Consider the following 8,044-nt stretch of genomic DNA (forward strand, 5'->3'; position numbering starts at 1 on the left):
ACCATATTTTGGGTTATTTTTATCACCTCTTTCTTAACATTCAACACTTCTGCTTCAACCGCAATATTATTGTTACCAATTTCTGCCTCTGCAAATAAATCTAGTTAATATTTGTTCCAAGGAAATTCTGACTTGAATTTTCTGCGCCATTCTCTTGGATTATTGATAGGTTTAGATTCAGTGGTAAACAGTGATAGTTGGTGCATGACTCTGATATCAAATGTTTTATTTATGATTCCTTATGCGATCGCGCGTTTACCCTCAAGAACGGAATCCGGTAGAACTCCTGAAACTGTATTTACTGAATTAATTGCATGGTCGTTACCTCTGATTGATGATTGTTGCTGTTAGTAGTTCTGCTTTCCCTCAAGAATAGGGAGAGAAGGGGGCTGATCGCAATTTTCAAAAGTTGTTAAGGTTTAAATAATTTTGACACTCAAACCAGAATTAACCCCTCCAGGTATGCCCAAAGCAGTATCAAATCCTATATTAGAACGAAGGTCTGCTAGTAATTTTTCTGCATTTACTATTGCTCCAATTTTGGCTTGTGATTCAAGACGAGGATTCATGACTGCTTTAGCACGATAAACTTCAAGTAGCCCAGTTTTACCTTCTATAACTCGACAGCATAAAGCGCGAATATAAAAACGGTTAAACTCTCCTTCTGCTAGTGCTTCAGCAGCATTTATAGGAACCTTAGCAGAAGTATATCCACCTTTTGGCTTTTTTCTTTCTTCAGTTAATTTTATTCTGCTGTTTAACCGTAATTGTTTCGTAAGCCATTCTGCATCATTAGCGGTGATAGCTTCTTTCAGCAATTGTGGGTAGTCTTCTATACCATTTGCACTTAAGCGAGAACTTAAATAAAGTTTATTTTTACTAATGTCTAGCTCTACTTCATCTAGCATTAATTGTCTAGTTCTTTCATCTAAATTAATAAACTGCATTCCCATATTTTTGTCACATCTTAAACTGCAAGTTTGTTTGATCAATAATCAGTGATTGGCTATCGGGTATTGCAAGCGATAGCGAAGCGCTGCTGCAAGCAGATCGCATCCTTCAAATTTCCCCTAAGAATCTGGTTTGAACCACTGATAGCAAATTAACTTGATGTCTTTTTGCTGGATGATTTCGATAGGTTCTATGAAAGAACAATTTTTATTCAGGATGTATCTATATGATTAATATTCATAAATTTATGCCCTCAATAAAAATGCAGCTAGAGAAAATTGCATACTGCTAGGTTTAATCCCTTCGTCTAGAATCAGGTTTAATTTGTCTGTATCCTGTACTAATTGAATAACAAAATCCTCATTACCTAAACCTGCCTTATTACCATCGCTATACTCCTTTAATAGTTTTTGTACAGACTTACTTTCTCGCCAAGAATTGAGTTTTTTGAGCGTACCTCTGACTGCTGCACGTTCTAAACCCTCTGGCAAACTATCAAGCAGACTCAACCGACGCTGAATTTGAGTAATGCGTTCAGATGTGATGCTGATATTTTCTAAAGTTTCTGGTTGTTCTAGCTCTACACTGCGTTGTTGTTTTAATTTCACCAGTTCGTTGTAAATTGATTCAGCGCATGATAGTAAATACTTTGTAGAAAATATATTGCTGGCTACTGGAGTTTTGATAGCAGTAGCGATCGCTAAACCATAACCATCTTTTTCTCCTGTCTGGTCATTCCAGAATATGGTTTGCTGTTTGTCTATAATTGGTTCGCCATTGGGACCAAAATATTGTACTGTTAACGCTACTAACCCAGTTGGTTCTTTTGGTTCATTTGTACGTCCTACAGCAATGGGGTTAGCTTGATAGTCTTCACCTAATTTTTTTAATAGTTCACTTAGTTCTTCACTGTGTAAAATCTCATTTTGAGTGTAAAGGTCACGATTAGTTTCTTGTTTTTTATAAGCATCCTCTTGTAAATTACCTTGTTCCATTTTTCTAGCTTTGACTAAACTTTGAATAAAATCAACATATCCTGGTAAGATTTCATCATCAAACAAAGTATCACCATAAATTGAAGCCCCTAAAGTATTCATGCTGGGAATAGTGGGAATATTTCCTTTGAGGTCAACACCTTTAAGCTTTGTATCCTGTTGGACTAATTCTCCTACAAGTTTTTTATGCAAATTGGATAGGCGAGAAGCTTGTCTAAGTAGTTGACTTTCACTGTTAGCATAGTAAATATAAATATGTTCCGCTTTGTGTTGTTTAGGTCTATCAATACGTCCAATTCTTTGTTCTAGAATCATTGGATTCCAAGGCAGGTCAATATTAATTAGGTAATCAGCATCTTGCAAATTTTGCCCTACTGATAATGTTTCTGAGCCAATTAATACTGCAATTTCTTCTTCTGGCTTTGGGCGTTCAGTGGGATTTTTGCAAGCAGCGTCTGGGGCAAATAGTCTAAAGATACTTTGGCGATTTAAAGTAACTGGACTGCGTTTAGGTTGCAGTGCCTGACCAGGACTTACTTTTTGTGGTTTGTTTGAATTACTGGGGTAATACACCTTTGTAGAACCAATCAGCATCCCAATACCTTTAGATGCGATCGCACTGTCACGAGCCATGTAGCGATAATAATCTATTACCGTGTCGCTAAAGGTGGAAATTAGCAGTACCTTGTGACCGAGATTAACTAATTCGCGGACTTTTTGGGTAACTTGTTGTTTTTTGTGGTCAACCAGAAATTCATCTATTAGTAGAGTTTGAATTTGTTCTAGTTGTTGCAAGTCACCTTCACAATCAGCCAAAATTCGATGATAAATTTCCTGAGCTTTGCTAGGATTATCACGTAAGGCTTCGGTAGCTATTTTTATAGAACGCCTTAACTGCTGACGTTTTTGTTGTTGTTCTGCTTCGTTTTCGTTTTCATCTTCTTCCTCTTCCTCATAGTCTTCATCCCAACCTTCACTGTCATAATCATCTAAGAATTTTTCTGGTTTATCTTTTTTATCAGATTCAAAATTGTAGTGAATTAGTAAAAATTCTTTCAGCCCGTCAGCATCAGGGGAAACTGACTTTAGACGGTATTGCATTTGCTGAATGCGATCGCCAAAGTTTTTGATAGTTCGGCTGAGGGCATACATACTAGATTCAGCCCGTTGTAGGAAGAAGCGGCGTTGATTGGCTAATAAGCTACGCTGTTCTACATTACCTGTTAAATAGCGAATGGGGTCAGCAAAGGGGATATAAAGATTGGTTTGAAATTGGGTGAAAATTTGGTCTAGTGCCTGTTCAGTGCTGGGTTCAAATTGCACTGGCAACCATTCTGCTACTCGTTTGGCATACAAGTTTAAATCTGGGGTGGCTTCTCGCAGCATTTGTCTGGTGCGTTGAAGAAACAATTCCCGGTAGGTGCGGCGAAATAGTTCTGTATTATCTGTAAAATTTTCTACCCCAATTTCCCGATTTTGAAACCAGTGGCTAACTTCGGGAGGGAATTTTAAATCATTAAAGCCTTCTGGACGGCTAATAAAGGGTGAGAGGATGTTATAAATATCTTCCCGGCGATTGTTCCAGGGTGTAGCAGTTAAAAGTAGAAAGTAACGCTGTCTGCCAGATTTGCGATCGCTCTCCTGGATCTGTAAGCAAGTCTTGTGAATGCGGTTTTTATAGTTACGGATACCTTCGTGTGCTTCATCAATAATTACTAAGTCTGCTCCACCATAACGATTGAAGTCTGCGAAGAAGTTACCACCTTTGCGGCTCATTAAGTTTTTGTTATACAGTTCGTAATCCTTACTGTTAGGCTTAAATCCTAATTCGGCTAATTCTCTTTCCCAGTTGAGATGAAGTTTTTTGGCTGCAATAATGGCAATTTTGGCTTGACCATTCTGTTGACTATATAACCGTGCGACAGTAGCAGCTAACCGAGTTTTGCCTAAACCTACGGCATCTGCACAGACAGCAACACCAAAATCCTGCGTGACTCTGAGGCAATGTTGCGCTCCAGATTTTTGATGTTCAAACAAGATGCTTTGGTTTAAAAGCTCGTCTAGCAAATCACTACGTTCAACCCGGAATTGACGGGGGCGCTGCTGTGCCAGCCAGTAGAGAAAATCATTAGGAGTGCCATGATTACCAGCCAAAATTATTTCTACGGCTTGTTTAAATCCTTCAATTTCTTCAAAATCAGGAATTTCTAGGGACTGGCTGACTACAGGTGGTTTTTGGGGTGAGGTGTGATAAGTTCCCCCTGTTGTTTTGACTTTGAACTGAGTTAGGGGTGTTGGTGGGTGATCCGGGTCTACCTCAACTTGGCCAATGATACGTTCTGGTTCTTGGCTGTCAATGGTGACTGTCACTAATTCATCATCAACAACTTCTATTGTTTCTATTGTGTCTAAATTTTGACCTGTAATTTCAACGGCTGTCGTTTCCCCTGGTGGGAACTCATCAGGTGTGATGGATTCAATTACGGGTGCTTTTAGCTGACTGCGGCGATCGCGTTCTGTTAATACCTGTTGTAAAAACTCTTGGCTGAGGTCAAAGGTTAGGTCTTCTTGCTGCCACTCGGCATCAAATTGATGAATGCTGTCTAGTATGGCTTCTGTATCTAATTCATCCCAAGAATATAGGAAAGTGACACTTTCGGCATTTTTGGAATGTGCTGCACGAGTGAAATTATCGGAACCATCATGTTGAATATGGTTTTCTAGCTGGTCACTCAGGATACCTGTTTTTTTGTGATAGATGGCTTTACCTGAGTTCATCTTAATTAGTTTAATCTGCAAGAATCCCAGTCTGACTAATTCTGCGAGGATTTCTGTATGACTCAACTCACTATCTTCTAAACCTTGCAGAAATTCTTGTAAGGTGCGTTGAGCAAATTGGATGCGATAAGTGGGGTCGTGTAGTTTTTCTAGTTCTTGAATATCTGATTTTTTAGTAAACCCCTGCCAGTCCATTAATAAACGAATTTGTCCTTCAGTTTGAATGATTGCAGCTAGGGGTTCTTCATATAATTTTAAAACACCACTATCAAAGTAGGCGGTAGAACGGCGATAAATTTTGGTGCGTTCTAAGGTTTTAGTAAAAAACTTATGATATTTATCTATGTCATTTGGTAAATTAAAACGGCGTTGGCGACCTTTAATTTCTAAAAAACTACCTGCTAATAATGCCTTTTCTTTGGTAACATTTTCTTTATTTAAGAATTTTTCAATGATGCTAAGTTTGCAGGTTCTCAATAGAGTAACACTAGGTAAATCTCCTTCTTTGATAGGAGTATACTCAAATACCTTTGCTGTTTTGGGGTCTATTCTTAAAAGTTTATGAGTTGCTTGTTTGTTACCAATACCTAAAAATTTTACGACATTGTGCAGTAGATTATCAGCGTCACGATGTTTAAAAACTACCCAATACTGATTATCAACGCCTTTGATGGCATTACCTATAAGCAGGTAGTAAGGGCGTTGTTTACGAATTAGTTCTTGAATAAAATTTTCTAGCATTTTAGATTCTTAGATACATATAAACTTTTAAAATATAAAAAATAAACTATTCATCATCATCATCATTTATAAAATCACTGTTTTTTTCTTCCGACCAGGCATCATAGCTTCCCGCATCATCAGGCTCATAACCAGTTCTTTCACACCAATAAATAAAATCACTTTCATACCGATAGTTATATATAGCTTCAACATCAAAATCATTGTTGTCAATTTCATGTTTTTGCTTGCTCAATTTAATTGAATTATTTATTTTCTTAGCAAAATCTTTCTTTGTTGAATCCAATTTGTTTATACTACGGAAGCATATATCACGATGATATAAAGATTGTAGATTATTAGGATCTAATTCTACTGATTTTGTATAATTTAATAAGGCATTTTCTTCATCATTCAACTTATGGTAGAAAATATCTCCTATTTCTTGGTAGGCAGTAGCTTTATTAATTAAATCATTTGAATTATCTAAATTAATAAAGTTTTTTAAATCTTCTATAGCCGATTTGTAATCTCCTTTCTTGCATTTTACTGTTTTTATTTTTTTATAAATTTCATAGCAACTTTGATTTATATCAAGTGCTTTATAACAATTTTTAATAGCATTTTCATAGTCTTGAGATAATATATAGGAATCTATTAAAATCCAATAAGCATCTAAATTTCTAGGATTTCTTCGGACAACATAATCGCAATCCTGTATGGCTTCACTATATCTTTTTAATTCCTTAAAATTACTAGCACGCTGAATATATAACTCTAAATTGTTAGGCTCTTTTAAAATGTTTTTGGTTATTTTTGAATTTTCTTTGCTTATTAAGTAAATGTTTCTCTTAGCATCCTCTTCTTTTTTAAACTCTAGATAAGAATAATAAAAAGCTAAGAAGTGAGCGAATATAACAAATATAAAAGAAAAAACAGGAGGAAGTCCTGCAAACATTCCCACTATTACAATCATTGGAGTTATTATAATCAAAGAAATTAGCCCATAAAAAATGGTTTTAATAAGTGCTACAATCATTTTTATTTCCGTTTTTAACTGTGTTATTACTTTATTTACTGAATAGGCCACTCTGGAATTGCATCGTCAATTAACTGCATTAAATCCATAGTCTCTTTGAGTGCAACAACTACACGCTGATAATGTAGGATATCACCATCATTTAGGGTGCGTCCTTTGCGGTCTTTGAGCCATTTATGACAAACTTGATAACCTCCTATGTAAAAATTCCAAACTTCTTCCGGTACTCCTATAAATTTGTCACCTTTTTTGTTGATGACAACAGCATCATTGTTATATTTAGGATGTCCAGCATCCACTATTTGATTACCACCATTTTCTGTAAATTGTGTAATCATGTTGTTTAGTTTAGGTGATTTCATTAGGTGCAGTGCTACTAATTCTTCTCCATATTCTGCAAGTTGACTGAATAGGTTATTGTCACTGGTGAGGGGAACACGGGGGAAGTCTATTTTCAGAAATTCAGCGTAGCGGGTGCGGTAGGTAGGGGAGTGGAAAATGGCGTATATGTAGTAAAATATGATTTCTGGTGTGGGGAGATAACCAAGGTTTATTTCTATTTTTTTTAGGAAGTCTTCAGAGAAATTGGGGCGTTTTTGTTGTTGGAGTTCTTGGGGGTTGTTTGTGTCTGGGTAGAGATAAAGTGGGAAAATATAGTCTTGTCCTTTATTTCCTAAATAAAAAGTTCCGTGACTTGTTAGCATTTGAGTAACTCCAAAATGACTATAATCATCATTTACTATTTGCCTCATGCTAATTAAGCCTAAATTTTCATTATCAATCATGTGTTGCATAACCTGCCATGCTGGGCGACTTGTTAAACCTACACGATAATAAATCCATCTAATATCAAATGGTTTGTATAGTAGCTGCTTAATGTTATTTTGTTCATAAGTAGTTTTATTTCTTTTTTCTAACAAATCATAACTTGATGAATTGTTAATATTATATACTTTTATAAAATTTTCATCATTTAAACATTCTGAGGAATAAAAATATTGAATTATATCCTGAAGATTATTTTCATTAAAATTTACAAATAATGGATCTCTATCAGTTTTTATACCACTATTCTTAAACAGAAAAATATTAATTAAATGATAATATTTATAATATTCATTTTCATAATTAAAATTTCTGTAGTCAAACAAATAGTAAGGTTTTTTTGGTATAATTATTTGAGGTGAAAAGAGAGCAGCATTATTTAATACTTGATATTTATCTTCTCTTAAGCCATATTTTTCTGCATAGGATATATTCGATAAAGGGCAATTTTGAGTTTTCAGAAAAAATGCAATACTAACACCTTGGGTAATATCAAAAACATTTTCATCTTTTCCTTCAGTTGTTTCTCCTGTTTTTCCTTTTACACTTCCATGAAGATTAAAAATATTGATATCATTAAAAGATGATATTAAAGTTGATCTTAGTCGCCGATGGGTTATAGCGTTAATAAAAGTATTATTGATAATAAATGCAGTTATCCCTTGCCCAACTTTATCAATCTTACAGCACTTCCGTCTGTTATGAGGTACACTTAATTAAGATATAAATACTTTAA

The 8,044-nt window shown here is 35.3% G+C and carries 5 protein-coding genes; 1 reads left to right on the top strand and 4 read right to left on the bottom strand.

The window, feature by feature from the left end:
- Positions 1–204 precede the first annotated feature (204 nt).
- Positions 205–351, top strand: coding sequence for a hypothetical protein (locus ACM0OP_RS23145; RefSeq protein ID WP_414530758.1), 147 nt, complete (start codon positions 205–207; stop codon positions 349–351).
- 68 nt (positions 352–419) lie between these two features.
- Here the strand turns inward: ACM0OP_RS23145 and ACM0OP_RS23150 are convergent, their stop codons facing one another.
- The 4 genes from ACM0OP_RS23150 to ACM0OP_RS23165 all read right to left on the bottom strand — a co-directional run bounded on the left by ACM0OP_RS23150 (position 420) and on the right by ACM0OP_RS23165 (position 7,634).
- On the bottom strand, positions 420–947 hold the full coding sequence (locus ACM0OP_RS23150) for a hypothetical protein (protein ID WP_414530759.1): 528 nt from the start codon (positions 945–947) through the stop codon (positions 420–422).
- 249 nt (positions 948–1,196) lie between these two features.
- Positions 1,197–5,465, bottom strand: coding sequence for a helicase-related protein (locus tag ACM0OP_RS23155; protein WP_414530760.1), 4,269 nt, complete (start codon positions 5,463–5,465; stop codon positions 1,197–1,199).
- Between the two features lie 46 nt (positions 5,466–5,511).
- Positions 5,512–6,483: a tetratricopeptide repeat protein gene (locus ACM0OP_RS23160; RefSeq protein ID WP_414530761.1), complete on the bottom strand. Its 972-nt coding sequence runs from the start codon at positions 6,481–6,483 to the stop codon at positions 5,512–5,514.
- Between the two features lie 35 nt (positions 6,484–6,518).
- Positions 6,519–7,634, bottom strand: coding sequence for a type ISP restriction/modification enzyme (locus tag ACM0OP_RS23165; protein WP_414530762.1), 1,116 nt, complete (start codon positions 7,632–7,634; stop codon positions 6,519–6,521).
- Positions 7,635–8,044: the final 410 nt, after the last annotated feature.

This window comes from Nodularia chucula CCY0103, from assembly GCF_963923915.1.
Taxonomy (GTDB): Bacteria; Cyanobacteriota; Cyanobacteriia; order Cyanobacteriales; family Nostocaceae; genus Nodularia; species Nodularia chucula.